The sequence below is a fragment of the Cellulomonas sp. GTC20042 genome, from assembly GCF_055389595.1.
Genome location: NZ_AP043678.1, coordinates 514,436 through 539,252, shown reverse-complemented (window position 1 = coordinate 539,252; position 24,817 = coordinate 514,436). Strand labels below are relative to the sequence as shown.

Genomic DNA, 24,817 nt, shown 5'->3' with positions numbered 1-24,817 from the left:
TCGTTCGGGGCGGTTCACAGCATCGGGTGGCCGCCCAGGCCGCGCGTCAGCGGCCCGTGCTCGGCCGGCCGGTCGACGGACACGCCGTCCCCGGGCACCACGACCTCCTGCCCGGCGGTCACCGGGGCTCCCTCGCAGTCCACGACCACCTCGACGTCCACCGGGGCGGAGCGCTTCACCACGGCCAGCGCGACCGGGCCGAGCTCGTGGTGCCGCACCAGGCTGGTGACGCGACCGATCTCCCGGCCGGGCTCACCGCCGGCGTGCAGGTCACCGAGGTCGCGCACCACCGCGCCGACCTCGGGCAGCAGGTGCCCGGAGCCGTCCAGGTGCAGCAGCACCAGGCGGCGCGGCGGACGGCCCAGGTTGTGCACCCGCGCGATCGTCTCCTGCCCGCGGTAGCAGCCCTTGTGCAGGTGCACGGCGGTGCGCAGCCAGTCCAGCTCGTGCGGGATCGTGCGGTGGTCGACCTCGTGGCTCCAGCGCGGGCGCCAGGCCTCGACGCGCAGCGCCTCGCTCGCCCAGGTGCCGACCAGCGGCCAGCCCGCGGCGACGCGCGCCTGCACCTCGTCCGCCAGCCGCTCGCGCGGCACCAGCACCAGCCGCCACGGCCGGTCCGCGCCCGGGTGCTGCTCGTCAGGCAGGCCGTAGCGGGTGCCGCCGGGCAGAGTGCGCGGCCACGGGTCGCGCCACGTGACCGGCTCGCCCTCGGCGCCCTCGGCGTCCACCGGCTCGCCGATCGCGGCCCAGGCGTCGGTCACGTCGGCGACCTCGACCCGCAGCATGAAGCGCATCCGGTCCAGCCACGCCGCCAGCGCGGGGGCGGACTCGGTGAGCAGCCAGGTCGTCGTGCCGTCGTCCACCACGCCCGCCGCGTGCTCGACGTGCCCCTGCGGGCTGAGCACCAGCGTCTCGGTGGAGGTGCGGGGCGCCAGGTCCTCGAGCTGCTGCGAGGTGATCGAGTGCAGCCAGGACAGCCGGTCCGGGCCGGTCACGGTGACCACGCCGAGGTGCGACTGGTCGACCACGGCCCCGCCGCGGGCCAGCGCGCGCTGCTCGGCGGTCGGGTCGCCGTAGTGCCAGGCCACCCCGGCGTCCGGGCCCGCGCCGCCGACCGCGCCGTGGGCGTCCAGCAGCGGGCTGCGGTGCCGTGCTTCGACGGGCACGTCGGCGGGCACGTCGGCGGTCGGGGCTTCGCTCATCTCAGCCCTCGACCCGGGCCAGGCGCGCCGAGGCGTAGGACTGCATGGGCTGGCCGAAGGCGGCCAGGTCGTGCGCCCACATCAGGTCGCCCTGCACGAGGCCGTAGAGCCGCTTGCCTGCGGTCACCTCGGCGCCGGTGGCGGTGCGGGCGATCAGGTCGCTGACCAGGTCGATCCGGCCGTTGCCGGTGGCGCCGACGTACACGGCGACGTGGCCGGACGGGTCGGCGAGCAGCAGCTCCACCGGCGACAGGTCGGAGCCGAGGCCCTCGGGGCGCTCCGGCGGGATGCGCCAGTAGCCCTGCTCGGTGGACCACACCTCGCCCGGCGCGTCGGGCGTCGCATCCGAGCCGTCGAGCGCGGAGGCGTCGTCGGGCACCGCGACCAGGCGGATCGTGGAGGTGTAGGACAGGTAGACGCCGCCGTCGTGGTCGATCACGACGTCCTGGGTGAACGGAGCCTCCTCGACCCCCGGGTACCCCACGACCCCCTCGCCGTGCCATCGGCCGACCAACCAGGCCAGCGGGTACATCTCGGGCGCGAGGCCCTCGGGCAGCGTGAACGCCATGTCCGTCCTTGCAGTTGTCAGCGCTGTCCCTTGAACAGCCGGTAGACCACGAAGAACGCGAACCAACCGATCGCGATCGACGCAGCGACGAGCAGACCGATGAAGACCACCTCGAGTGCCTGCATGCACCGATCCTAACGACAGGGTCCGACGATCCGCCCGCGCTGGCCGCTCCCGGCTCGCGCGCGGGTCCCGCGCAGGGGATCAGCGCGTGCGCAGCCGCACGCCCAGCAGGTACAGCTCGCAGCCGAGGCAGAGCCCGAACACCGCGTTGAGCACCGCGGCGACCAGCGCCAGCGCCGCGGCCACCGGCACCGCCGCCGCCACGCCGAGCAGCCCGAGCACGGCCCCGACCCCGGTGATCACCAGGCCGACGCCCTGCGCGAACCGGGGCGGGCGCGGGTCCTCCAGCTCGGTCGGCGGCGCCAGGCGCGGGCGGACCAGCGCGCGGTAGGCCAGCCCGGGCACGCTGCCCTGCGCCCCGCGCACCGCGCCGACGGCGAACAGCGCCGCCACCAGCAGCAGCCCCACGGTCGCCGCGCCGGAGGGCAGCAGCAGCACGACCACCAGCAGCACGGCCGTGATCGCGGCACCGACCCGGGGACCGCGCGGGTCGATGCCGGCGACCGGCGGGGACGAGGGGGTGGTGGCAGCGGTCATCGCGGGCTCCTCGGGGCGGGCAGGACGGGGACGGTCGCGAGCGCGGCGCGCACCTGGGCGGGGTCGGCGGCGCCGGAGAACCGCCCGCGCACGGCACCGGCGGCGTCCAGCACGAGCACGGTGGGGGTGCGCAGCACGTCGAAGCGGCGGACCAGGTCCAGCCGCTCCTCGGCGGGCAGCTCGACGTGCACGACGTCGGGGCGCTCCCGCACCAGGTCGCCCAGCACGGCAGCGGTGCGGCGGCAGGGGGTGCACACCTCGGCGGAGAGCTGCACGAAGGTGGCGGTGCGCCCGAGCGCGGCGCCCAGGTCCTCCGGGGTCAGCCGGCCGGACCCGTCAGCGCCGGTGGCGGGCGGCACGGGGACCGCGACGAACCGGCCCTGGCGCGCACGCCAGAGCAGGCCGAGCGCGACCGCGGCAGCGAGCGCGCCGACCACCAGCAGCACCCGCAGCTCCACGGCTTCACCCCACGAGGACGCGTCCGACGACGTAGACGAGGATGCCCGTGACGGCGACCGGCAGCACAGCCACCGACCAGCCGGCGAGACGATGTTCCAGGGCCCTGAGACGGTCGAAGAGCACGTCCCCCGCCGCCACCAGCACGCCCACGGCGACGCCCAGCAGCAGACCCGACACCGGGCCGATCTCGCCCAGCACCGCGCCGACCGCCAGGCCGGTCACCGTGGCGGCGCCGACGGTCACGCCGGCACCGGCCCAGCCGCGCAGCTGGAGCGCCGTCACGGCGGAGGCCACCGCGAGCGCCACCGCACCGACGACGACGACCTGGTCGCCCGCCGGGGTGCGCTGCGCCGCCAGCCAGCCGGCCGCGCACACCGGCACCAGGGTCCCGGCCACCGTGCCGGTCACCGACTCGACCAGCCGCTCACGCCCGTCCCGGCGTGCCAGCTCCGCCACGAACGACAGCAGCACCGCGCAGGCGAAGACGACCGGCAGGTCGCCGAGCAGCGGCTCGGCGGAGGTGATCAGCACGACGGCGGTCGCGGCGAGGCCGCCGAGGGCCACCACCACGGTGCTGTGCACCGGCGCGGGCAGACCGGCCACCTGGGGCCAGCCGAGCGCGAAGACCACCGCGAGCGCAGCCAGGAGCGTGGCGAGCACGACGCCGTCGTGGCCCGCGAGGGAGATGTCGCCGAGCACGCCGGCGACCGCGACCAGGGTCGCCAGCACCGCCGTCGTCACGGCACGAGTCGACGCCTGCACGGGCCCCATCCTCCCAGACGCGCGCGTCGCGGGTGTCCAGCCCGACGATCCGCGCCATCATCGTGTGACATCCGTGTAACAGAGGGGGGACCACGGGCGCGGTACCGTGTCCCCCACTCGGACGGGAAGAGGGGTACCTGGTGGCCGACCTGCTGCTGCTCACACCCGCGTCCGGCGGGTCCTCCCAGGTGCTGCCGGCGCTCGGGCTGCTGTCCCACCGCGTCCGCGTGCTTCCGGTGGAGCCGTCGGCCCTGGTGGACGCGCCGGACGCCGACATCGTCGTGCTCGACGCGCGCCGCGACCTGGTGACCGCGCGCACCACCTGCCGGCTGCTGCGCGCCACCGGGCTCACCGTGCCGCTGGTGCTGGTGCTCACCGAGGGCGGCCTGACGGTCGTCACCGCGGAGTGGGGCGCCGACGACATCGTGCTCGAGAACGCCACCCCCGCCGAGGTCGAGACGCGGTTCCGTCTCGTCATGGAGCGTGCGGCGTCCTCCTCCTTCGACGACGCGCCGCAGGAGATCTCCTCCGGCGAGCTGATGATCGACGCCGGCGGGTACACCGCCCGGCTGCGCGGCCGGCCGCTCGACCTCACGTACAAGGAGTTCGAGCTGCTGAAGTACCTGGTGCAGCACCCGGGCCGGGTCTTCACCCGCGCGCAGCTGCTGCAGGAGGTGTGGGGCTACGACTACTACGGGGGCACCCGCACCGTGGACGTCCACGTGCGACGCCTGCGCGCCAAGCTCGGCCCCGAGCACGAGCAGCTGATCGGCACCGTGCGCAACGTCGGCTACCGCTTCGACCCGCCGAAGGACCGGCGCGGCGAGGGCCCCGCCGCCGCCTCCCCGGCCGAGGTGCCCGCCGACGCGTGACCATCCCCCGGTATCCTGGACGTCAGGTGTGCCGGGAAGTCTGGTCGGCGTGATGTCGTCGACCCCTCGGAGGCCCACGTGCCCGCACCCCGTCCTGCCCTGTTCGCCCGGCTGACCGCCGGCGGCGAGCGCAACCTGCTCGACACCCTGCGCGCCGAGCGCACCGGCGGCGTGCTGCTGCTGATCGGCGCGCTGGCCGCGATCGTCTGGGCCAACTCGCCCTGGTCGGCCGCCTACCGCACCCTGTCGGACACCGTGATCGGCCCGTCCGCCCTGCACCTCGACCTCTCCGTCGCCGGCTGGGCCACCGACGGGCTGCTCGCGATCTTCTTCTTCGTGGTCGGCCTGGAGCTCAAGCGGGAGATCGTCGACGGCGAGCTGCGCCGCCCGGCCACCGCGATCGTGCCGGTGGTCGCCGCGCTCGGCGGCATGGCGGTGCCCGCGCTGCTCTACCTGCTGGTGAACCTGGGCGACGGCGGCGCGCCGCACGGCTGGGCGGTGCCGACCGCCACCGACATCGCCTTCGCGGTCGCCGTCCTCTCCGTGGTCGGGCGCAGCCTGCCGGCGGCGCTGCGCGCGTTCCTGCTCACGCTCGCGGTGGTGGACGACCTGCTGGGGATCGTGGTGATCGCGGTGGTCTACACCGACGGCCTGCACCTGGTCTGGCTGGCGGCCTCGCTGGCGGTGGTGGCGGTGTTCGGCGTGCTCGTGCGGCGGCGCGCGCCCTCGGTGGTGCTGCTGGTGCTCGGCGTGGCGGCATGGGCGCTGATGCACGCCTCCGGCGTGCACGCGACGATCGCCGGGGTGCTGCTCGGGCTGACCGCGCCGGGGATCGCCCGCGCCGGCGAGGAGGTCGCGGTCGCCGAGCGGCTGGAGCACCGGTGGCGTCCGCTGTCCGCCGGGTTCGCGGTGCCGGTGTTCGCGCTGTTCGCCGCCGGGGTCACCCTGGACGGCGGGGTGCTGGCCGACGCGGTCCGCGACCCGGTGGCGCAGGGCGTGGCGCTCGGGCTGGTGCTCGGCAAGCCGCTGGGCATCCTCGCCGCCACCTGGGCGGTCGCCACCTTCACCCGCGCCTCGCTCGCCCCGGGCCTGCACTGGCGGGACGTCGCGGCGGTCGGCGCGCTGGCCGGCATCGGCTTCACCGTGTCGCTGCTGATCGGCGAGCTCGCCTTCGGCGCGGGCAGCCCGCACGACGAGCACCTCACGGTCGCGATCCTGCTCGCCTCCACCACCGCGGCGGTGGTCGGGGGCATCGCGCTGGCGCTGCGCGACCGCGCGCACCGGGCGGCGACGGACGGCCGGGAGACCGCGGCCTGAGGCCATGCCGCGGCACCGGGCCGCAGGACCCGCCCCGGTCCCGCGACGGAGGAGGTAGGTTCGCCTCGATGACCGTCGACTCCTCCACCCTGCTGCTGGACGGCCCGTGGCGGCACCACTTCGTCCCCGCGAACGGCGCGCGGTTCCACGTCGCCGTCGCCGGGCCGGACGACCGGGACGCCCCGCTCGTGGTGCTGCTGCACGGGCTGCCCGGCCTGTGGTGGTCCTGGCGGCACCAGCTGCCGACGATCGCCGCCGAGGGCTACCGCGTGGTCGCGATGGACCTGCGCGGCACCGGAGCCTCCGACAAGCCGCCGATCGGCTACGACGTGCCCGGGCTGACCCGGGACGTCGCCGGCGTGGTGCGCTCGCTCGGCTGCGAGCAGGCCGTCATCGTCGGCCACGGCGTCGGCGGCGGTGACGTCGCCTGGGCGATGCCCGCGTACCAGCCCGCGCTGACCCGCGCCGTCGGCGTGCTGTCCGCGCCCCACCCGCTGGTCCGCCGGGCCGACCCGCGCGGCGGGCTGCGGGCGCGCGCCGGGCAGCGGATGGCCGCCATGCAGATCCCCTCGCTGCCCGAGCGCGCGATGACCCGCGGCGACCTGGTCGCCCGGCTGCTGCGCGAGTGGGGCGGCCCGCGCTGGCCGGACCCCGCCGCGCTCGCCGTGCACCGCCGGGCCGCCCAGGTGCCGTTCGCCGCGCACTCCGCGCTGGAGCAGGTCCGCTGGCTGTACCGGTCCCGGGTGCGCCCGGACGGTCGCCGGTACGCGCTCGCGCTGCGCGACGCCCCGTCCGTGCCGGTGCTCCAGGTGCACGGCGGCTCCGACGGCTGCTACCCGGTCGCCCGCGCGATGGCCACCGGGCCGGTGGCGCGCCGGCTCGGGCCGCAGTACCGGTTCGAGATGCTCGCCGGTGCGGGGCACTACCTGCCCGAGGAGGACCCGGCGCGGGTCAGCGCCCTGCTGCTGGACTGGCTGCGCGAGCAGCGCTGACCGGGCCACGCACCACCAGGGCGGACGGGCAGTCGCGGGTGACCGGGCAGCTCGCGCAGTCCGGCCGACGCGCGTGGCAGGTGCGCCGCCCGTGGAAGATCAGCCGGTGGCTGAGCAGGGTCCATCCCGCGCGCGGGAACAGCGCCGCCAGGTCCTGCTCGACGCGCACCGGGTCCTCCTGCGCGGTCCAGCCCAGCCGGCGGACCAGCCGCCCGACGTGCGTGTCCACCGTGATCCCCGGGATGCCGAAGGCGTCGCCCAGCACCACGTTCGCGGTCTTGCGCCCGACGCCGGGCAGGGTCACCAGGTCGTCCAGCCGCGCCGGCACCTCGCCGTCGAACCGCTCGACCAGCGCCGTGCCGATCCCGACCACCGAGCGCGCCTTGGCCCGGAAGAACCCGGTCGGCCGGATGATCGCCTCGACCTCCTCCAGGTCGGCCCCGGCGTAGGCGGCGGCGTCCGGGTACCGGGCGAACAGCGCCGGCGTCACGGAGTTCACCCGCACGTCCGTGGTCTGCGCCGAGAGCACCGTGGCGACCAGCAGCTCCAGCGGCGAGCGGAAGTCGAGCTCGCAGCGCGCGTCCGGGTAGCGCTCCCCCAGCGCGCGCTCCACCCGGCGCGCCCTCCTGACCAGCGCCGTCGCGGGCGCCGCGGCGGGCGGTCGCGCGACGTCGTCCCGGGTCCCCATCGCGGCAGCGTAGGTCCTGACGGGGGAACGCCGCTCCTTCCGGCGGGTGACCCGCCTCACTTCGACCGCCCGAACGCTCAAGTCCGAGGCCGTGCACGTCGAACGATCACCCAGGCCACGCACCGGGCGGGCCGTCGCACGAGGTGGAGCACGCATGACCGAGGCCGGACCGGGCGCGGAGCTCGTCGAGCTCCGCCGCCAGCGCCGAGCCCTCCGCCTCGAGCACCAGCACGTCGCGCGCTGGCGCCGGCTGGTCCGCGACCGCCTGGAGCTCGCGGTGGCCGCCGCCGCGCCGCCGCAGGTCCCGGGCGAGTGCCTGGACGTGCGGGCCCTGCTCGCGCACGCGGCCGAGGACGTCCCGCCGGCCGCCGAGCTGGCCGCCGCCGTGCGGGGTGCGCTGCCGATCGCCGAGATGCACGAGCTGCCGCACCTGCGCGATCTGGACATCCGCCTGGCCCGGTACGAGATGCGCCTGGAGGATACCCTGCGCACCGTCACCGACCGGTACATCGAGCAGCTCTCCCGCGACGTGACCGAGGGACGCCCTGCGGCGCTGCGCGACCCGGCGCGCGCGTGATGAGGCACACTGTCTGACGTCACATCCCCGTCCGAGTGAAGGTGAGGTCCCCTCGTGGAGGACGACGTCGTGCTCACGGCGCCCCTGTTCGTGAACATGGACCCCGAGGCCTCGCGCACCCTGCTGGCCTCCATGGAGCCGGTCCAGGTCGCGCGCGGCGAGGTGCTGTTCCACGAGGGCGAGCCCGGTGACCGCCTCTACGTGATCCGGTCCGGGAAGATCAAGCTCGGCCGCCGGTCCAGCGACGGCCGGGAGAACCTGCTGGCCGTGCTCGGCCCGGGCGAGATGTTCGGCGAGCTGTCGCTGTTCGACCCGGGGCCCCGCACCGCCACCGCCACCGGCGTCTCGGACGCCGTGGTGATGGAGCTCGGTCACCACGACCTCATCCCGTGGCTGGAGCAGAACCCGACGGTCGCCAAGCACCTGCTCGGCGCGCTCGGCCGCCGGCTGCGCCGCACCAACGAGGCGCTGGCGGACCTGGTGTTCTCCGACGTGCCCGGACGCGTCGCCAAGGCGCTGCTCGACCTGTCCACCCGGTTCGGCCAGCAGACCGACGAGGGCGTGCGCGTGGCCCACGACCTGACGCAGGAGGAGCTCGCGCAGCTCGTCGGCGCCAGCCGGGAGACCGTGAACAAGGCCCTGGCCGACTTCGCCGCCCGCGGCTGGGTGCGCCGCGAGGGCCGCGCGATCGTGCTGCTCGACCTGGACCGGCTGGAGCGCCGCGCCCGCTGAGCCGCCGCCAGACGACGACGACGGCCCGTCACCCTGCGGGGGTGGCGGGCCGTCGGTGCGTCCGGGAGTCAGTCCTCGGGGTGCAGCTCCACGACGATCTCGACCTCGACCGGCGAGTCGAGCGGCAGCACGGCCACGCCGACCGCCGAGCGCGCGTGCACCCCCGCGTCGCCGAAGACCTCCTGAAGCAGGGTGCTCGCGCCGTTGATCACGCCGGGCTGACCGGTGAACGAGGGGTCGCTGGCGACGAAGCCGACGACCTTGACCACCCGGGCCACCCGGTCCAGGTCCCCGACGAGCGAGGCGACCGCGGCCACCGCGTTCAGCGCGGCGGTGCGGGCCAGGTCCGCGGCGGTCTCCGGGGAGACCTGCCCGGGGCCGGTGCCGACCTTGCCGGACAGCGGCAGCGCGCCGCCGACGAACGGCAGCTGGCCGGAGGTGTAGACGTGGTCGCCGGTGCGCACCGCCGGCACGTAGGCGGCGACGGGCGCGGCGACCTCGGGCAGCTCGACGCCGATCTCGGCCAGGCGTGCGAGGACCCGGCCGCTCACGCGGCGCCGCCGGTCGGACGCTTGAGGTAGGCGACCAGGCCGGTCTCCGACTGGAGCACCTGGACGAGCTCCCAGCCGTCCGCTCCCCACTGGTCGAGGATCGCCTTGGTCGCGTGGACGATGAGGGGCACGGTCGCGTACTCCCACGTGATGGTGGCCATGGCGCCACCCTAGCCGGGCAGGCAAGGCCGGGAGCGCTCTCAGCCCCGGGCCGGCGCGACCGCCCTCAGCCCAGCGCGCTCTGCCCCTGCTCCACCGCCGCGAGCTCCGCGTGCCAGTCCTCGACCTCCGGGCGCCGCCGGAGCAGCGCACGCCGCTCCCGCTCGGTCATCCCGCCCCACACCCCGAAGTCGGCGCGCGAGTCGAGCGCATCGGCGAGACACTCGATCCGGACGTCGCAGGCCTGGCAGACCGACCGTGCGTCCCGTTGCGCCGCTCCCTCCACGAAGAGGGCGTCAGGCGCCACCTTGCCGACCCCGCACGCCGCACGCGCGGTCCAGTGCCCGTCCACCGCAGTCATGTAGCTGCGTCTCCCTCGTCCCGGAACCTGGGGACAGGTCGCGAGGACTCGCCGCATCCGTGCGGCACACCCCTCGCAGCTTCCCCCTGCCCGGCGACCGTACCGGTCGGTACGCACGCACGTCATCCTCCGTTCGGGTAGAACCGGACAGATCCCCCACGCGGGACACCGTGTGCAGGTACGGTGCAGGTCCGTCCGGTCGGGTGCACGATCCCGGCCGTCGTCAGGTGGCTCCCGTACTCTGGCGGCCATGCCCAGCCCTTCGTCGCCCCGCGGTCGTCAGATGACGGTCGTCCAGGTCCTCGCCCTGCTGCTGGCCTTCGTGCTGGTCGCCGGTGTCGGCGGCCTGCTCACCGCGGGCATGATCATGCCCGCGGTCGCCGCAGCGAGCACCGCGACCGATCTCACCGTCGACGCCTTCGAGGGGCTGCCGGACGAGCTGGAGCCCACGGACCTCTCGGAGAAGTCCACGATGCTCGCCGCCGACGGCACCGTGCTCGCGACCTTCTACAGCGAGAACCGCGAGGTCGTCTCGATCGACGCGGTGGCGCCGATCATGCAGAGCGCCGTGATCGCCACCGAGGACAAGCGGTTCTACCAGCACGGCGGCATCGACCCGGCCGGCATGGCCCGCGCGGCGATCCAGACCGCCTCCGGCAACACCCAGGGCGCCTCCACGCTGACCCAGCAGTACGTGAAGAACGTGCTGATCGAGACCGCGGCCCGCAACAACGACCTGGCCGGGGTCGAGGCGGCCCGCGAGGCGGACGGCGTCGAGGGCTACGCCCGCAAGCTGCGCGAGGCCAAGCTGGCGATCTCGCTGGAGAAGACCTGGACCAAGGACCAGATCCTCGAGGCCTACCTCAACATCGCGCAGTTCGGCGTGGCGACCTACGGCGTGGAGTCCGCGGCGCAGCGGTACTTCTCCACCTCCGCGGCGAACCTCAACTACCTCCAGGCGGCGACGATCGCCGGCATCACCCAGAGCCCGACGTACTACGACCCGGTGAAGAACCCGGCCAACGCCGAGGGCCGGCGCAACATCGTGCTGCGCCTGATGAAGGAGCAGGGCTACATCACGCAGGAGGAGTACGACGCCGGCGTCGCCACCCCGATCGCGAGCACCCTCGCGGTCTCCGAGTCCCGCAGCGGCTGCATGGCCGCCGACACGGTCGTGGCGGGCTCCGGGTTCTTCTGCGACTACGTCACCCGCGTGATCCGCAACGACCCCGCCTTCGGCGAGACCGCCGACGAGCGCGAGGAGCTGCTGTACCGCGGCGGCCTGACCATCACCACCACCCTGGACACCCGGCTCCAGACCGCCGCGGACACCCAGGTGAAGGCCAGCATCCCGGTGGACGATCCGCAGGGCGTCGCCGAGGCGATGTCGGTGGTGCAGCCCGGCACCGGCTACATCGTGGCGATGGCGCAGAACCGCATCTACAACAACACCTCCGAGGCCGCCGACCGCCAGACGTCGGTCAACTACAACGCCTCCTTCGACTACGGCGGCTCGACCGGCTTCGCGCCCGGATCGACCTACAAGCCGTTCACGCTGCTCGAGTGGCTGCGGCAGGGGCACAGCCTGAACGAGCGGGTCAACGGCTCGGTGCGCACGCTGAACCTGCGTGACTTCACCGCCTGCGGCGCGCCCTACCAGGGCAGCACCTGGAGCCCCGGGAACTCCGAGGGCGGCGCCTCCTCGTCGATGACGATCATGGATGCGACGCGGAACTCGGTGAACCTGGCGTACCTGTCGATGGCGCAGCAGCTCGACCTGTGCAACATCACCCAGGGCGCCGCCGACCTCGGCGTGGTCAAGGCCGGCAAGTCCGGTGCCACCGCCTTCGACCCCAAGCCGGCGAACGTGCTCGGCTCCGACTCGACCTCGCCGCTCGCCCTGGCGGGCGCCTACGCCGCCTTCGCCTCCGGTGGCATCTACTGCACGCCGATCGCGATCACCTCGGTGCGCAACGCGGACGGCGAGGAGCTGCCGATCCCCTCGGCCGGCTGCGAGCAGAAGATCGACCCCGAGACCGCCAACGCCGTCAACTACGCGCTGAGCAACGTCTTCAACGGCACCGGCAAGAAGATCGGCACCCCGTCGTACACCGCCTCCGGCAAGACGGGTACCACCACCGAGAACGAGAACACCTGGTTCGCCGGGTACACCCCGCGCCTCGCCACGGTGGTCTGGGTCGGCATCCCGGAGAAGCTGACCCCGCTGCAGAAGATCACCATCAACGGCACGTACTACCCCCGGGTGTTCGGCGCCGACATCGCCGGGAAGTCCTGGAAGAAGTTCATGGACGAGGCGCTGCTCGACGGGCAGCCGAACCCCGGCTTCGCCGAGCCGAGCAGCGAGGACGTCTTCGGCAAGCCGATCCCGGTACCCTCGGTGGTCGGCCAGGACGAGGCCACGGCGCGCACGAAGCTGGAGGCCGCCGGCTTCACGGTGACGATCGGCACGCCGGTCGACTCGACCACCGCGGCGGGCCTGGTCGTCAGCCAGGACCCCTCGGGCACCGCCGTCGCCGGCTCGACGATCACCCTCGCGCTGTCCACCGGCGTCGCGCCGGCCGTCACCACCGACCCGAACGCCACGCAGGGCGGGCAGCAGGCCGGCGGCGGGGGCGGCGGCTCCGGCGGGAACCCGGGCAACGGGAACGGGAACGGCGGCAACGGGTGACCGCACGCATCACCCGCGCCCTCGGCGCGACCGCCCTCGCGGCGGCCGGGGCCCTCGCCTGGGCCACCGTCGAGGCCCGCTGGTACACGCTGCGCGAGGTCACCGTCCCGGTGCTGCCGCCAGGCCAGGACCCGCTGCGGATCCTGCACCTGTCCGACCTGCACCTGACCCCCGGCCAGCACCGCAAGGTCGACTGGGTGCGCGACCTCGCGTCGCTGGAGCCGGACCTGGTGGTCGACACCGGTGACAACTGGGCCGTCCTCGACGCCATGCCGGCGCTGCTGCACGCGCTGGAGCCGCACCTCGCGCGACCGGGCGCATTCGTCTGGGGCTCGAACGACTTCGTCGCCGCCCGGCCGAAGAACCCCGCGCGCTACCTGCTGCCGGACGCCCGGACGAAGCCGAGCGCACCGCCGGTGGAGCTGCCCTGGCGCGAGCTCGGCCGCCGGTTCTCCTCCGCGGGCTGGGTGGACCTCACCAACGCGCGCGGGGTTGTCGAGACCGCCGGTCGGCGGATCTCGCTGGTCGGCACCGACGACGCCCACCTGGACCGCGACCGGTTCCCCGCCGCCGGCGGCCCGGACGACGTGCGTCCGCATCCCGTGCCGGACGCGGGCTCCGGCCTGCTGCGCGCCGAGGGAGGCGACGTCGACCTGCACCTCGGGGTGACGCACGCGCCCTACCGCCGCGTGCTCGACGCCATGCAGGCGGACGCCGCCGACCTGATCCTGGCCGGGCACACCCACGGCGGGCAGCTCGCGGTGCCGCTGTATGGCGCCCTGGTGACCAACTGCGACCTGGACCGTGTCCGGGCCAAGGGGCTGCACGGCTGGCCCGGCGCCCGCCCGGACGCCCCCGGGGGCGCGGACTCCACCTGGTTGCACGTCTCCGGTGGGCTGGGCACCTCGCCCTACGCGCCGGTGCGGTTCGCGTGCCGGCCCGAGGCGACGCTGCTCACGCTGGTCTGAGCCCGCGACCCGCCGCCTGCGCCGACGTGGCGCGGGTCTCAGGGCCACGGGCGGGTGCCGGTTACCGAGCACCCCTCGGACTCGGCTATGCTGGGCAGGCTTCACCGGGGTGTGGCGCAGCTTGGTAGCGCGCCTCGTTCGGGACGAGGAGGTCGTGGGTTCGAATCCCGCCACCCCGACCGGTGAGAGACGAGAGGCCGGACCTTCGGGTCCGGCCTCTCGGCGTTCCACGGGGCTGACGCCGGGACCGGTGCCCAGCGCAGGTCGGCGAGCAGCACAGGTCGACGGCCGGCACGCGCCTCGTCGGGGTCGTGGCCGCCCCGCTCAGTGCCGCGAGGGCGTCTCGCGCCGCTGCCCCTCGCCGCCGGCCTGTTGCGGGACCACCCGGCGCGCGCCGATCTGCTCGGTGGCGATCCGGAACCTGTCGCGACCCGCCGCCTTGGCGCGGTACAGCGCGACGTCCGCCGCCGCGAGCGCGCTGCCCGGGGCCAGCACGGGGGTGATCAGGGCGATCCCGGCGGAGAAGGTCACGCCGGTGCCCTCCTCGGCCCACTCGGTGCGCAGGGCGCGCAGCATGTTCATCGCCTGCACGGGCTCGGTACGCGGCAGGATCAGCACGAACTCCTCGCCGCCGTAGCGGGCGGCGTAGTCGCGGCGGCGCAGGTGCTGGTCGACGGCGTGGCCGAAGCGCTCGAGCACCTCGTCGCCGGCGGCGTGGCCGCGCGTGTCGTTGACCTGCTTGAAGTGGTCGAGGTCGCAGAGCACCACGCAGTCGCCGGGCACGGCGCTCGCCAGCCGGTCCTCCAGGTCGCGCCGGTTGGCCAGCGAGGTCAGCACGTCGGTGCGCGCGTCGAACCGGAGCCGACGGCGCACGTCCTGCTGGTAGGCGGTGGTCAGCGCGAGGATCTCGGAGATCGCCCACCAGGTGAGCCCGTAGGTGACCAGCCGCACCCAGGTCCGGCTGTCGAACACCGGCACCATCGCCACGTAGGACGCCCACGCCAGCGGCAGCAGGAGCAGGACGTCCCGCCCGCGGTGGAACAGGCCGGTGTAGACGAACGACAGCGGCACCAGGCCGACGAAGGCACCGGCGACGCCCTGCGTGGACAGCCCGATCACGCCCAGGCCCGCGAGCACGGCCGCCGGGAACACCAGCGTCACCAGCGACCGGAGTCGCCAGCGCACCAGGAAGCTCAGCACGACCAGCACCAGCATCGCGGCCGAGGTGGAGGCGATCGTCCGCCACTGACCGGCGTCCAGGTCGAGGAACAGCGAGCCCAGCACCACGACGACGCCGGTGAAGAGCAGCAGCAACCGGCCGCCGGCGGCGGCGTACCCGCCGATCCGCAACCAGGCCGGGGTACGCGCGAGCAGACGCACGACAGTCGGCGCCTCGCGCGCGACGTCGCGCGCGCGGTCCGGCTGAGGGCGTGCGGGGGTCACACCCTGTCGATCGGCGGGCACCCCTGTCGTCTCAAGGAAGTCATTGACACTTCCACCAAACCCGTCCGATTCCTTGCGGTTCGCACAGGCTCAGCGCCAGCGGAACAGCTTCGCGGCGAGCGGGATGCCGATCACCGACCAGCCCGCGAGCGCCGCCAGCTCCTGCCAGGGCATCCCGGCACCGACCCAGCCGGCGAGCATCGCCTGCGCTCCGGCACCCAGCGGCGTCCACTCGGCGATGGCCCGCACCGCCTCCGGCATGATCGGCAGCGGCAGCCACACGCCCGCGAAGAACAGCGAGACGAAGTACAGGGTCTGGCCGTAGGCGTTCGCGGAGCCGGCGCTGGGCGCGCGGGCGGCGATCAGCGAGCCGATCCCGAAGGTCGCCGCGGCGGTGAGCAGGAACGCGAGCAGCACCACCAGCGGAGCCTCCGGCAGGCTGACCCCGACCATCAGGAACCCGCAGAGCAGCGCGAGCAGGGCCGCGACCAGCAGCGTGCCGACCTGCACCAGCACCTGCGCGAGCAGCAGCCGTGACGGCGGCAGCGGGGTGGTGGACAGCCGACGCAGCACGCCGGTGCCCCGGTAGGTGGCGATGAGCGCGGGGTAGACCGACAGCGCCACGGTGCCGACGGCCAGCGCCAGCACGATCGGGGTGTAGCCGGTGATCCCGGTGATGCCCGCCAGGGCGGGGTCGTCGGAGTACGGCTGGTCGGACCACGGCATCACGAGCCCGAGCACGGTGAGCAGCACCGCCGGGAACAGGAGGGCGAAGAACACGGTGGCGGGGTCGCGCAGCGCGAGGCGGGCCTCGACGGTGGTGACCCGGGCGAGCGCGGCGGCGGGGCTGGGGCTGGTCGCGGACATCTCAGGCCTCCACGGGGTGCGGACCGGTGCCGGTCAGGCTGACGAAGGCGTCCTCCAGGCTGGTGCGGTCCACGCGCAGGTCGTCGGGGCGCACCCCGGCCCGCGCGAGGGCCACCATCACGTCCTGCACGACGTTGCCGCCGCCGCGCAGGTGCACCGTCCCGCCGTCGTGCACGGCCTCCGCGACGGTCGGCAGCGCCGTGAGCACCGCCAGGTCGACCGGGGCCGAGGGGCGGAACGTGAGCCGGTCACCGGCGCCGACCCGGGCGGCGACCTCCACCGGCGATCCCTGGGCGACGACCTGGCCGCCGTCGACCAGCACCACCCGGTCGCACAGCCGCTCGGCCTCCTCCATGAGGTGCGTGACCAGCAGGATCGTCACGCCCCGCTCGCGCACCCGTCGCACGACGTCCCAGGTGTCCCGGCGGGCCTGCGGGTCCAGGCCGGTGGACAGCTCGTCCAGGATCGCGATCTGCGGGTGGCCGACCAGCGCGAGCGCCAGCGACAGCCGCTGCTTCTGCCCGCCGGACAGGGCCTGGAAGCGCGCACCGGCCTTCGAGGCCAGGCCGAGCTCGTCCAGCAGCTCCGCCTGCTCCGCCGGCCCGGCGCCGTCGCGGTAGAACGACGCGTACAGCCCCACCGCCTCGCGCACGGTGATCCGCGCGGGCAGCGCGCTCTCCTGGAGCTGGAAGCCCACCACCTCGCGCAGGGCGGCGCCGTCGTGGTCGGGGTCGTGGCCGAGCACGTCGACCGTGCCGCCGTCCCGGGCGCGCAGCCCGCCGATCATCTCGACGGTGGTGGTCTTGCCGGCGCCGTTGCGGCCGAGCACGCCGAGGATCTCGCCCCGGTCGACGGTCAGGCTGACGTCGGCGACGGCGGTGGCGCTGCCGTACCGCTTGTGCAGGTGCTCCGCGCGGATCACGGTGGTCATCGCGGTCCTCCTGGGGCTCGGTGGGGGTCAGCCGCGGCGCGGGGCGATCGAGCGCCGGACGGACAGCATCTGGAAGGCGACCGCGAGCGCGGCGGCCAGGACGAGGCCGATCAGCAGGAGCGTGGGTGTCGACACCTCGGCGGCGTGGTCGCCGAACCAGTCCGCGATCGGCACCAGGGCTGTCGAGCCGGACATCAGCGTCATCATCACGACGGTCGGGCCGACGGTCAGCGGCAGGGTGAGCGTGCCCCACCAGCCGCCGCCCGCGGCGTACACCGAGCCGACCAGCAGACCGCTCAGGTCGGCCACCAGGAAGGTCAGGAACATCGCCAGGGCGACCGGCCACAGCCCGCCGCCGGCGTCCGACCAGCCGTCCTCCAGCCGCCACCCCCAGCCGACGGCCTGGTACCAGGTGCGCTCGGCGAGCAGCAGCAGCGCGCCCGCCACGGCGAAGATCCCGGCCAGCCCGACCGCCGCGAGCACGCTGCCGCGCACGTAGGTGCGCCGGGTCATCCCGCCCGCCACGTGCACCGGCAGGTAGGCCGCCGCCACGCCGATCATGATCGAGAACGGGAACCAGATGGCGCTCTGCCGGGCGTACCAGAGGGTCGACGCCTCGACCTCGGTGAACCGGGCGATCACGAACGGCACGGCGATCGTGATCGCCAGCATGATCGCGCCGTACCAGAGGGCGATCCGGCCGAGGTGGCCGAGCAGGGTGAGCGCGGTGCGGGTCGACGGTCCGTGCGCGCGGGCCCGGCGCGGCACGGCGGGGAGGGCTGCGGCGGTCATGACGCCTCCTCGGCGGTGCGGGTGCCGGTGGCGTGGCCATCGGCGGTCAGGTGGACGAACAGGTCCTGCAGGGGCACCGGGCCGAGGTCGAGACCGGCGGCGCGCGCCCGGTCGGCCTCCCCCGCGTCCAGCGTGGCGAGCACGGTGGCCTGCTCGGTCCCGCCGAGGCGCTGCCGCCCGAGCACGGTGAGTCCGACGACGAACCGCTCGACCTCCCGTGCGGGGCCGGTGACCGTGATCCCGCGCTCGGTCAGCGCCTCGGCGGGCTCCGCGAGCAGCACCCGACCGCGCTCGAGCACCACCACGTGCTCCAGCAGCCGCTCGATCTCCCCGATCAGATGGCTGGACAGCACGATCGTGCGCGGGTGCGCGATGTAGTCCGCCAGCAGCTCCTCGTAGAACGCGTAGCGCGAGGGGGCGTCGAGGCCCAGGTGCACCTCGTCCAGGATCGTCAGGTCGGCACGGGCGGAGATGCCCAGCACGATCCCGAAGGCCGACCGCTGGCCGCGGGACAGCTTGGCGGGGCGGGCGTCCGGGTCGAGCTCGAAGCGGTCCATCAGCCGCTCGGCGACCTCGCGGGAGAAGTGCGGGCGGGCGGCCTCGACGAACCGCAGGTGCGCCCGCAGCGGCTCGGTGTCCATCACGTCGCCGGACTCACGGACCAGCAGCACCCGCGGGACCAGCGCCTCGTCCTCCCACGGCTCCGCGCCGTCGAGCAGCAGCGTGCCGGAGGTCGGACGGCGGAAGGCGGCGGCCACCGAGGCCAGCGTGGTCTTGCCGGAGCCGTTGCGGCCCAGCAGTCCGGTGATCGACCCGGCGGGGATCGTCAGGTCCACGCCGTCCAGGGCGGTGGTGCGGCCGTAGCGCACGGTGAGGCCGCGGGCCTCCAGGCCGAGGGCGGTCATGCCGCACCCCCGTCCCGCTCGGCCGCGAGCGTGCGCAGCCGGGCGATCACGTCCTCCAGCGGGACGCCCAGGGCGAGCGCGCGCTCGGCCACCGGGTCGACGACCTCGGCGAAGAACGACTCGCGACCCTCGGCCTGCAGGCGGGCGCGGGCGTCGGCGGCGACGAACATGCCCACCCCCCGGCGCTTGTAGAGGATCCCGTCGTCCACGAGCTGCGCGAAGGCCTTGGCCGCGGTCGCCGGGTTGATGCGGAACGTCGTGGCGTACTGCGTCGTGCTCATCACCTGCTCCTCGGGCCGCAGGTCGCCCCGCAGGACGTCCGCACGGATCTGGTCGGCGATCTGCACGTAGATCGGGTCACGGCCGTCGAACACCGGCGGACTCCTCTCGCGCAGGCGGGCTTCTGTGGTTCATTACATGACCAATGAACCACAGAACCCCACGGAGGCACAACCCCTGGACGCACGCGAGCCCGGGACCGTGGGGGTCCCGGGCTCACGGAGTGCGGACGACTCGTCAGGCGGTGGCGGCGCCCAGGCGCGCGGCGAGCAGCTCGGCGATCTGCACGGCGTTCAGCGCCGCTCCCTTGCGCAGGTTGTCGTTCGAGATGAACAGCGCCAGCCCGCGACCCTCCGGCGCACCCGGGTCCTGCCGGATCCGCCCGACCAGCGAGGGGTCCGCGCCGGCGGCCTGCTGCGGGGTCGGCACGTCGGCGACCTGCACGCCGGGGGCGCCGGTCAGCAGCTCGTAGGCGCGCTGCGGAGTGATCGGCCGGTCGAACTCGGCGTTGATCGACAGCGAGTGGCCCGTGTACACCGGCACGCGCACGCAGGTGCCGGAGACCAGCAGGTCCGGGATGCCGAGGATCTTGCGCGACTCGTTGCGCAGCTTCTGCTCCTCGTCGGTCTCCAGCGTGCCGTCGTCCACCAGGTTGCCGGCCAGCGGGATCACGTTGAAGGCGATCGGCGCGACGTACTTCTCCGGCTCCGGGAAGGTCACCGCGGACCCGTCGTGCACCAGCGCGAGCGTGTCCTGCTCGACAGCCGCCCGCACCTGGCCGTCGAGCTCCCGCGCACCGGCGAGCCCGCTGCCGGACACCGCCTGGTAGGTCGACACGATCAGCCGGCGCAGCCCGGCCTCCTCGTGCAGCACCCGCAGCACCGGCATGGCGGCCATGGTGGTGCAGTTCGGGTTGGCGACGATGCCCTTCGCGATCTCGTCCAGGGCGTGCGGGTTGACCTCGGAGACCACCAGCGGCACGTCCGGGTCCATCCGCCAGGCGGAGGAGTTGTCGACCACGGTCACCCCGGCGGCGGCGAACCGCGGCGCCTGCGCCTTCGAGGTGGCACCGCCGGCGGAGAACAGCGCGACGTCCAGCCCGGTCGGGTCGGCGGTCTCGGCGTCCTCCACCACGATCTGCTGCCCGCGCCAGGGCAGGGTGGTCCCCGCCGAGCGCGCCGAGGCGAAGAACCGGATCTCGGCGACCGGGAAGTCGCGCTCGTCCAGCAGCCGGCGCATCACGGCGCCCACCTGGCCGGTGGCCCCGACGACCCCGACCTTCAGTCCCTGCGCGCTCATCGCCCCGTCCCTCCGTACACCACGGCCTGCTCGTCGTCGCTGTCCAGCTCGAACGCGCTGTGCACCGCGCGCACCGCGTCGTCCAGCTGGTCGGCCCGCGTCACCACCGAGATCCGGATCTCGGAGGTCGAGATCATCTCGATGTTGATCCCCGCCTCGGACAGCGCCGCGAACAGCTTCGCCGAGACGCCCGGGTGCGACTTCATGCCCGCGCCGATCAGCGACAGCTTGCCGATCGTGTCGTCGTACTGGAGCGAGGTGTAGCCGATGTCCGGCTGGTGCGCGGTCAGCGCCGCGGTGGCCGCCGCGCCGTCGGAGGCGGGCAGCGTGAACGAGATGTCGGTGCGACCGGTGGCCGCCGCCGAGACGTTCTGCACGATCATGTCGAGGTTCACGCCGGATCCGGCGACCACCTCGAAGATCCGCGCCGCCTTGCCGGGCACGTCCGGCACGTCGACCACGGTGATCTTGGCCTCGCTGCGGTCGTGCGCGACGCCGGAGATGATCGGCTGCTCCATCATTGCTGCTCCTTCTTCGGGCTCGGCCGGGACGTCGGTGACCAGGGTGCCGGTCCGGGTGGAGAACGACGAGCGGACGTGCACCGGCACCCCGAACCGGCGGGCGTACTCGACGCAGCGCAGCACCAGCACCTTGGCGCCGCTGGCGGCCATCTCGAGCATCTCGTCGTAGGTGATCCGGTCGATCTTGCGCGCGCTCGGCACGATCCGCGGGTCGGCGGTGAACACCCCGTCCACGTCGGTGTAGATCTCGCAGACGTCCGCGTGCAGCGCCGCCGCCAGGGCGACCGCGGTGGTGTCCGACCCGCCGCGCCCGAGGGTGGTGACGTCGTTGGTGTGCTGGGTGACGCCCTGGAACCCGGCGACGATCGCCACCGCGCCCTCGTCCAGCGCCGCACGGATCCGGCTGGGCGACACGTCGATGATCCGCGCCTTGCCGTGCACCTCGTCGGTGATCACGCCGGCCTGCTGCCCGGTGAAGGACTGCGCCTCGACGCCGAGGTTGGAGATCGCCATCGCCAGCAGCGACATGGAGATGCGCTCGCCGGCGGTGAGCAGGATGTCCATCTCACGCGAGGGCGGCAACGGGGTGATCTGCTGCGCCAGGTCGATCAGCTCGTCGGTGGTGTCACCCATCGCCGAGACCACGACCACCACGTCGTCGCCCGCGCGCTTGGACTCGGTGATCCGCTTCGCGACACGCTTGATGCTGTCGGCGTCGGCGACCGACGATCCGCCGTACTTCTGCACGATGAGGGCCACTGGAGGGTCTTTCCGTGTGCGACGAGGACGCGGGACAGTGCGTCGCCGGAAGTCTAGGACGCCCCTCGCGCACCGACCGCCGCCCGCCCGCATCGCGGGATCGCGTGCGTCAGAGCAGCTGGCTGCCCAGGCGGACCACGAGCACGGCGACCACGAGCAGGAAGACCGCGCGGACGAAGCCGCTGCCGCGGGCCACCGCGGTGCGGGCGCCGAGGTACGCCCCGGCGATGTTCGCGACGCCCACCAGCAGGCCGAGCCGCCACAGCGGGGCGCCCTGCACGGTGAACACGATCAGCGCGCCGAGGTTGGTGGCGGCGTTGACGATCTTGGCCTGCGCGGACGCCTCGAGGAACGCGTAGCCCAGCACACCGACCAGCGCGATCACCAGGAACGATCCCGTGCCGGGGCCGAGCAGGCCGTCGTAGCAGCCGATCAGCGCGCCGAGCCCGAGCGCCACCAGCAGGTGCGTGCGCCCCTGCCAGCGCAGCGCGGTCGCCCGACCCACCTGCGGGCGCGCCACCGTGTAGCCGGCCACCGCGACCAGCGCCACCAGGATCACCGGCACGAACACGCCTTCGGGCAGCAGGGACGCCAGCGCCGCTCCCCCACCCGCGCCGACCAGCGCGGATGCCGCCATCGGCCCGGCCGTGCGCAGGTCGGGCTGCACGCGCCGGTAGTACGTCACCGCGCTGACCGAGGTGCCGAGGATCCCGGCGAGCTTGTTCGTGGCGAGCGCCTGCACCGGGCTGATCCCGGGGATCAGCAGGAGCGCGGGCAGCTGCACCAGCCCGCCGCCACCGACCACCGCGTCCACCCAGCCCGCCGCGAAGCCGGCCAGCACGAGCAGGACGACGGTGGTGACCGACAGGTCCAGGCCGGAGATCGTCACGCGGCGGTGCGGTGCGCGGCGACGATCGCGGTGCCGGCGCCGACCAGCGCGGCGGAGACCGCCTCCGGGTCACCCACGTAGCCGGCGACCATCGCCCCGTCGCGCAGCATCACGAGGGCGGCGGCGGTGGCCTGCGGGTCGTCCACGCCGAGATCGGCGAGCAGCCGGGCGGCGGTCTCGGTCATCCAGGCGCGGTGCGCGGCGACCACGGCGCGCACCGGGTGCTCCGGGTCGGCGTACTCGGCGGCGGCGTTGATGAACGGGCAGCCCCGGAACCCCGGCGCGCAGGACTGCACGCCGAGCGCCCCCGCGTAGCCGCGCAGCACGGCCGCCGGGTCGCCGGGGTGCGCCGCGACGGCGGCCTCGACGGACTCGCGCTCGCCCTGGGAGATCGCGGTCAGGTACGCGGCGACCAGCAGGTCCTTGGTCGGGAAGTGCCGGTAGAAGGTCACCTTGCTCACGCCGGCCTCCGCGATCACGCGGTCGGCGCTCACGGCGCGGATGCCCTCGGCGTAGAACAGCGCCGCGGCGGCGGTCAGGATCCGCGCGGCGACCGGGGACTCGGGCAGCGCGGAGTCGGCCAGCACGGCGACACGGCCGATGGACGGTGCGGTCACGGTGCTCCCCTCCTGGTCTGCTGCGCGGCCGACGACCGTCGCAGTCTGGCATGTCGCGTCCGGATGTGCTTGAGTAGACGTACTAGTTAGTCTACCTCGGAGGTCCCATCATGAGCGCTCTCTACACCGCCACCGCCATGTCCACCGGCAACGCGCGCGCCGGGGGCCGCACCGTGAGCAGCGACGGCATCCTCGACGTCACGCTCGCCATCCCGGCCGAGATGGGCGGCCCCGGTGGCGGCACCAACCCCGAGCAGCTGTTCGCCGCCGGCTACGCCTCCTGCTTCCACTCCGCGCTGAAGAGCGTCGCGGCCGCCGGCAAGATCGCGATCACCGACTCCGCCGTCACCGCGGACATCGGCATCGCCCCCAACGGCGTCGGCGGGTACCAGCTGTCGGCCGCGCTGCACGTCGAGCTCGGCGGCGTCGACCAGGCCACCGCGGAGAAGCTCGTCGAGCAGGCGCACCAGGTGTGCCCGTACTCCAACGCCACCCGCGGCAACATCGCGGTCACCCTGGACACCACCGTCGGCTGACCCCCGCGAACGCACGAGGCCCCGCGCACCGGGTGTGCGCGGGGCCTCGTCGTGCTCCGATCAGGGCTGCAGGGCGTCGTACTCCGCCTCGGCGGCGACGTCGTCCTCGACGTCCAGCCGCAGGTGCGCCAGCAGCCACTGGAGGGTGCGCAGCACGCTCGCCGCGCGCTCGCCCCAGGTGGACAGGTAGGAGAACTGCCACCACCACAGCGCCTCGATCACGTGGCCGCTCTCGTGGTGCCGCAGCCCCTGCGCCAGCGCCCCGGAGATCGCCACCAGGTCGCCGGACAGCGTCGACGTGGTCAGCTCGCTGCCGAGCACCGGGTCGACCACCTCGGCGTACTCGTCGATGCCCTCGAGCACGTTGGACAGCGCCGCACGCAGCGCCTCCACGTCCGGGTCCGGGCCGACGTCCGGCTCGTAGCGCTCGCTCGGCACCACGTCCACGATCGCGCCCAGCCGCGCACCCACCGCCAGCACGTCGGACACCGCGAGCAGCAGCAGCGGGATCGCCGCCTCCGGGTTCGCCCCCGCGCCGACCTCCGTCACCGTGCTGAGGAAGGACCGGCTCTCCCGCGCGACCGACGCCGCGACGGCGTGCAGGTCGGCGGCGTCCGCGTCGGGCGCGTTCAGGTCCAGGGCGGGATCGGTCGGCGTGCTCACGGGCTCCATGCTGCCCCTCGGTGGGGGCACGTGCCCACCGGCGCGCCCGGGGTGTCGGGCGGCGTCGCGCGGGATCGGCTCAGGCGCTGATGCGGCGACGGCCCTCGAAGGCCCGGCCCAGGGTCACCTCGTCGGCGTACTCGAGGTCGCCGCCGACCGGCAGGCCCGACGCGAGCCGGCTCACCGTGAGCCCCATCGGCACCAGCAGGCGGGACAGGTAGGTCGCCGTGGCCTCGCCCTCGACGTTCGGGTCGGTCGCGAGGATCACCTCGGTCACCGTGCCGTCGGCGAGCCGGGACAGCAGGTCCTTGATCCGCAGGTCGTCCGGACCGACGCCCGCGATCGGGTTGATGGCCCCGCCGAGCACGTGGTACCGGCCGCGGAACTCCCGGGTGCGCTCGATCGCGACGACGTCCTTCGGCTCCTCGACCACGCAGATCACCGCGACCGAGCGCCGCGGGTCACGGCAGATCCGGCAGAGGTCCTCCTCCGCGACGTTGCCGCACAGCGTGCAGAACCGGACGCGCGCCTTGACCTCGGTCAGGGCGTCCACCAGCCGTCGCACGTCCTGCGGGTCCGCCGCGAGGATGTGGAACGCGATGCGCTGCGCGCTCTTGGGACCGACGCCGGGCAGCCGCCCCAGCTCGTCGATCAGGTCCTGGACCGCGCCCTCGTACACAGGGGACAGAGTACGGGCTCGGTGCGACACCGGCCGTGCACGCCGGGCCGGGCCGACCGGCCGACGACCGCCGACGAGCG

At 74.3% G+C, this 24,817-nt stretch carries 29 protein-coding genes and 1 tRNA gene; 9 read left to right on the top strand and 21 right to left on the bottom strand.

What is annotated here, in order from left to right:
• Nucleotides 1-14 precede the first annotated feature (14 nt).
• From ygfZ to ACZ5HG_RS02490, 5 genes are all read right to left on the bottom strand, one after another.
• Nucleotides 15-1,202, bottom strand: a complete 1,188-nt coding sequence (ygfZ, locus tag ACZ5HG_RS02510) for a CAF17-like 4Fe-4S cluster assembly/insertion protein YgfZ (RefSeq protein WP_464180227.1) — start codon at nucleotides 1,200-1,202, stop codon at nucleotides 15-17.
• A 1-nt stretch (nucleotide 1,203) separates the two neighbouring features.
• On the bottom strand, nucleotides 1,204-1,770 hold the full coding sequence (locus tag ACZ5HG_RS02505; protein ID WP_464180226.1) for a heme-binding beta-barrel domain-containing protein: 567 nt from the start codon (nucleotides 1,768-1,770) through the stop codon (nucleotides 1,204-1,206).
• 204 nt (nucleotides 1,771-1,974) lie between these two features.
• Complete coding sequence (locus ACZ5HG_RS02500; RefSeq protein WP_464180225.1) at nucleotides 1,975-2,430, bottom strand: DUF4395 domain-containing protein; 456 nt, start codon at nucleotides 2,428-2,430, stop codon at nucleotides 1,975-1,977.
• A complete protein-coding gene (locus ACZ5HG_RS02495; RefSeq protein ID WP_464180224.1) occupies nucleotides 2,427-2,888 on the bottom strand; it encodes a TlpA family protein disulfide reductase in 462 nt (153 codons plus the stop codon). Before ACZ5HG_RS02495 ends, ACZ5HG_RS02500 begins: the two co-directional genes overlap by 4 nt.
• A gap of 4 nt (nucleotides 2,889-2,892) precedes the next feature.
• Entirely contained in the window at nucleotides 2,893-3,660 is a 768-nt protein-coding gene (locus tag ACZ5HG_RS02490; RefSeq protein ID WP_464180223.1) for a hypothetical protein, read from the bottom strand.
• A 131-nt stretch (nucleotides 3,661-3,791) separates the two neighbouring features.
• Here ACZ5HG_RS02490 and ACZ5HG_RS02485 point away from each other — a divergent pair, with 131 nt between their 5' ends.
• The 3 genes from ACZ5HG_RS02485 (at nucleotide 3,792) to ACZ5HG_RS02475 (ending at nucleotide 6,832) form a co-directional block, all read left to right on the top strand.
• Nucleotides 3,792-4,523 carry a winged helix-turn-helix transcriptional regulator gene (locus tag ACZ5HG_RS02485; protein ID WP_464180222.1) on the top strand — a complete coding sequence of 244 codons (732 nt, stop codon included), beginning with the start codon at nucleotides 3,792-3,794 and terminating at the stop codon, nucleotides 4,521-4,523.
• A gap of 78 nt (nucleotides 4,524-4,601) precedes the next feature.
• Nucleotides 4,602-5,840 (top strand): Na+/H+ antiporter NhaA, encoded by a 1,239-nt coding sequence (gene nhaA / locus ACZ5HG_RS02480; RefSeq protein ID WP_464180221.1) that lies wholly within the window; start codon nucleotides 4,602-4,604, stop codon nucleotides 5,838-5,840.
• A gap of 68 nt (nucleotides 5,841-5,908) precedes the next feature.
• Nucleotides 5,909-6,832 (top strand): alpha/beta fold hydrolase, encoded by a 924-nt coding sequence (locus ACZ5HG_RS02475; protein WP_464180220.1) that lies wholly within the window; start codon nucleotides 5,909-5,911, stop codon nucleotides 6,830-6,832.
• Here ACZ5HG_RS02475 and nth read toward each other — a convergent pair.
• Entirely contained in the window at nucleotides 6,792-7,520 is a 729-nt protein-coding gene (nth, locus tag ACZ5HG_RS02470; RefSeq protein ID WP_464180219.1) for an endonuclease III, read from the bottom strand. The two genes, ACZ5HG_RS02475 and nth, sit on opposite strands and share 41 nt — an antisense overlap.
• Nucleotides 7,521-7,674: 154 nt before the next feature.
• Here nth and ACZ5HG_RS02465 point away from each other — a divergent pair, with 154 nt between their 5' ends.
• The gene (locus ACZ5HG_RS02465; RefSeq protein WP_464180218.1) at nucleotides 7,675-8,097 is read left to right on the top strand and encodes a hypothetical protein; all 423 of its coding nucleotides are present in this window, start codon (nucleotides 7,675-7,677) and stop codon (nucleotides 8,095-8,097) included.
• A 54-nt stretch (nucleotides 8,098-8,151) separates the two neighbouring features.
• Nucleotides 8,152-8,829 (top strand): Crp/Fnr family transcriptional regulator, encoded by a 678-nt coding sequence (locus ACZ5HG_RS02460; protein ID WP_464180217.1) that lies wholly within the window; start codon nucleotides 8,152-8,154, stop codon nucleotides 8,827-8,829.
• A 68-nt stretch (nucleotides 8,830-8,897) separates the two neighbouring features.
• Here the strand turns inward: ACZ5HG_RS02460 and ACZ5HG_RS02455 are convergent, their stop codons facing one another.
• The 3 genes from ACZ5HG_RS02455 to ACZ5HG_RS02445 form a co-directional block, all read right to left on the bottom strand.
• Entirely contained in the window at nucleotides 8,898-9,380 is a 483-nt protein-coding gene (locus ACZ5HG_RS02455; RefSeq protein ID WP_464180216.1) for a RidA family protein, read from the bottom strand.
• On the bottom strand, nucleotides 9,377-9,541 hold the full coding sequence (locus ACZ5HG_RS02450; protein ID WP_464180215.1) for a DUF4177 domain-containing protein: 165 nt from the start codon (nucleotides 9,539-9,541) through the stop codon (nucleotides 9,377-9,379). The genes ACZ5HG_RS02455 and ACZ5HG_RS02450 overlap by 4 nt, the downstream gene beginning before the upstream one ends.
• Before the next feature lie 65 nt (nucleotides 9,542-9,606).
• Nucleotides 9,607-9,900: a WhiB family transcriptional regulator gene (locus ACZ5HG_RS02445; protein ID WP_464180214.1), complete on the bottom strand. Its 294-nt coding sequence runs from the start codon at nucleotides 9,898-9,900 to the stop codon at nucleotides 9,607-9,609.
• Between the two features lie 283 nt (nucleotides 9,901-10,183).
• On the opposite strand from ACZ5HG_RS02445, the gene ACZ5HG_RS02440 reads away from it, so the two are divergent.
• The 3 genes from ACZ5HG_RS02440 to ACZ5HG_RS02430 all read left to right on the top strand — a co-directional run bounded on the left by ACZ5HG_RS02440 (nucleotide 10,184) and on the right by ACZ5HG_RS02430 (nucleotide 13,736).
• Nucleotides 10,184-12,589 (top strand): penicillin-binding protein, encoded by a 2,406-nt coding sequence (locus ACZ5HG_RS02440; RefSeq protein ID WP_464180213.1) that lies wholly within the window; start codon nucleotides 10,184-10,186, stop codon nucleotides 12,587-12,589.
• Nucleotides 12,586-13,557, top strand: coding sequence for a metallophosphoesterase (locus ACZ5HG_RS02435; protein WP_464180212.1), 972 nt, complete (start codon nucleotides 12,586-12,588; stop codon nucleotides 13,555-13,557). Before ACZ5HG_RS02440 ends, ACZ5HG_RS02435 begins: the two co-directional genes overlap by 4 nt.
• Nucleotides 13,558-13,662: 105 nt before the next feature.
• Nucleotides 13,663-13,736 (top strand) — tRNA-Pro (locus ACZ5HG_RS02430).
• A gap of 145 nt (nucleotides 13,737-13,881) precedes the next feature.
• On the opposite strand, the gene ACZ5HG_RS02425 is transcribed toward ACZ5HG_RS02430, so the two are convergent.
• From ACZ5HG_RS02425 to ACZ5HG_RS02380, 10 genes are all read right to left on the bottom strand, one after another.
• Complete coding sequence (locus tag ACZ5HG_RS02425; protein WP_464180211.1) at nucleotides 13,882-15,000, bottom strand: GGDEF domain-containing protein; 1,119 nt, start codon at nucleotides 14,998-15,000, stop codon at nucleotides 13,882-13,884.
• Between the two features lie 90 nt (nucleotides 15,001-15,090).
• Nucleotides 15,091-15,867, bottom strand: a complete 777-nt coding sequence (locus tag ACZ5HG_RS02420; protein WP_464180210.1) for an ABC transporter permease — start codon at nucleotides 15,865-15,867, stop codon at nucleotides 15,091-15,093.
• A gap of 1 nt (nucleotide 15,868) precedes the next feature.
• Complete coding sequence (locus ACZ5HG_RS02415; RefSeq protein WP_464180209.1) at nucleotides 15,869-16,798, bottom strand: ABC transporter ATP-binding protein; 930 nt, start codon at nucleotides 16,796-16,798, stop codon at nucleotides 15,869-15,871.
• 27 nt (nucleotides 16,799-16,825) lie between these two features.
• A complete protein-coding gene (locus tag ACZ5HG_RS02410; protein ID WP_464180208.1) occupies nucleotides 16,826-17,590 on the bottom strand; it encodes a hypothetical protein in 765 nt (254 codons plus the stop codon).
• The gene (locus tag ACZ5HG_RS02405; RefSeq protein ID WP_464180207.1) at nucleotides 17,587-18,495 is read right to left on the bottom strand and encodes an ATP-binding cassette domain-containing protein; all 909 of its coding nucleotides are present in this window, start codon (nucleotides 18,493-18,495) and stop codon (nucleotides 17,587-17,589) included. The genes ACZ5HG_RS02410 and ACZ5HG_RS02405 overlap by 4 nt, the downstream gene beginning before the upstream one ends.
• Nucleotides 18,492-18,869 carry a GntR family transcriptional regulator gene (locus ACZ5HG_RS02400; RefSeq protein WP_464180206.1) on the bottom strand — a complete coding sequence of 126 codons (378 nt, stop codon included), beginning with the start codon at nucleotides 18,867-18,869 and terminating at the stop codon, nucleotides 18,492-18,494. The genes ACZ5HG_RS02405 and ACZ5HG_RS02400 overlap by 4 nt, the downstream gene beginning before the upstream one ends.
• A gap of 142 nt (nucleotides 18,870-19,011) precedes the next feature.
• On the bottom strand, nucleotides 19,012-20,073 hold the full coding sequence (locus tag ACZ5HG_RS02395) for an aspartate-semialdehyde dehydrogenase (RefSeq protein ID WP_464180205.1): 1,062 nt from the start codon (nucleotides 20,071-20,073) through the stop codon (nucleotides 19,012-19,014).
• The gene (locus ACZ5HG_RS02390; RefSeq protein ID WP_464180204.1) at nucleotides 20,070-21,353 is read right to left on the bottom strand and encodes an aspartate kinase; all 1,284 of its coding nucleotides are present in this window, start codon (nucleotides 21,351-21,353) and stop codon (nucleotides 20,070-20,072) included. Before ACZ5HG_RS02390 ends, ACZ5HG_RS02395 begins: the two co-directional genes overlap by 4 nt.
• 109 nt (nucleotides 21,354-21,462) lie before the next feature.
• Nucleotides 21,463-22,242 carry a sulfite exporter TauE/SafE family protein gene (locus ACZ5HG_RS02385; protein WP_464180203.1) on the bottom strand — a complete coding sequence of 260 codons (780 nt, stop codon included), beginning with the start codon at nucleotides 22,240-22,242 and terminating at the stop codon, nucleotides 21,463-21,465.
• Nucleotides 22,239-22,859 (bottom strand): TetR/AcrR family transcriptional regulator, encoded by a 621-nt coding sequence (locus ACZ5HG_RS02380; RefSeq protein ID WP_464180202.1) that lies wholly within the window; start codon nucleotides 22,857-22,859, stop codon nucleotides 22,239-22,241. The genes ACZ5HG_RS02385 and ACZ5HG_RS02380 overlap by 4 nt, the downstream gene beginning before the upstream one ends.
• Nucleotides 22,860-22,969: 110 nt before the next feature.
• On the opposite strand from ACZ5HG_RS02380, the gene ACZ5HG_RS02375 reads away from it, so the two are divergent.
• Complete coding sequence (locus ACZ5HG_RS02375) at nucleotides 22,970-23,395, top strand: organic hydroperoxide resistance protein (RefSeq protein ID WP_464180201.1); 426 nt, start codon at nucleotides 22,970-22,972, stop codon at nucleotides 23,393-23,395.
• 60 nt (nucleotides 23,396-23,455) lie between these two features.
• On the opposite strand, the gene ACZ5HG_RS02370 is transcribed toward ACZ5HG_RS02375, so the two are convergent.
• Together ACZ5HG_RS02370 and recR are read right to left on the bottom strand one after the other, a co-directional pair.
• Nucleotides 23,456-24,067, bottom strand: coding sequence for a DUF5063 domain-containing protein (locus ACZ5HG_RS02370; RefSeq protein ID WP_464180200.1), 612 nt, complete (start codon nucleotides 24,065-24,067; stop codon nucleotides 23,456-23,458).
• Between the two features lie 70 nt (nucleotides 24,068-24,137).
• Nucleotides 24,138-24,737, bottom strand: coding sequence for a recombination mediator RecR (recR, locus tag ACZ5HG_RS02365; RefSeq protein WP_464180199.1), 600 nt, complete (start codon nucleotides 24,735-24,737; stop codon nucleotides 24,138-24,140).
• Nucleotides 24,738-24,817 lie beyond the last annotated feature (80 nt).